Source organism: Thalassospira sp. MCCC 1A01428, from assembly GCF_002115825.1.
Lineage (GTDB): Bacteria > Pseudomonadota > Alphaproteobacteria > Rhodospirillales > Thalassospiraceae > Thalassospira.
Genome location: NZ_JFJZ01000193.1, coordinates 1 through 302 on the forward strand (window position 1 = coordinate 1; position 302 = coordinate 302).

General features: G+C 57.0%; 1 protein-coding gene. It reads right to left on the bottom strand.

Annotation, left to right across the window (positions count from 1 at the left end):
• On the bottom strand, positions 1-248 hold a 248-nt coding region (locus tag THS27_RS26560), incomplete at its 3' end, for a hypothetical protein (protein ID WP_210403050.1).
• Between the last annotated feature and the right edge of the window lie 54 nt (positions 249-302).

The following is a 302-nucleotide window of genomic DNA, read 5'->3' on the forward strand; positions in this document are numbered from 1 at the left end:
CGCTGCTGTTCGCGCAACATCACCGCATCGGCCGCCGCACGGTCCGCCTGCATACGCTCAATGGTTTTCAGGTTCGCGGCATTGGCGTCGGCCAAAACCTGATAACGCGCCTGTGCTGCATCAGCCCGGGCATTGGCAAGCCGGACCTGATAGGACCATAAAAAACCGGCGACGAGGATAACCCCGCCGCCGATCAAAATAAGCCGCCAATTCGCCAAGGCAAACCGCAGCAATGTGGCAAATCCCATTTTCACCACCCTTTTTTCATCTTGTCGAACCAACCCCAGATGCTGGTGACATAG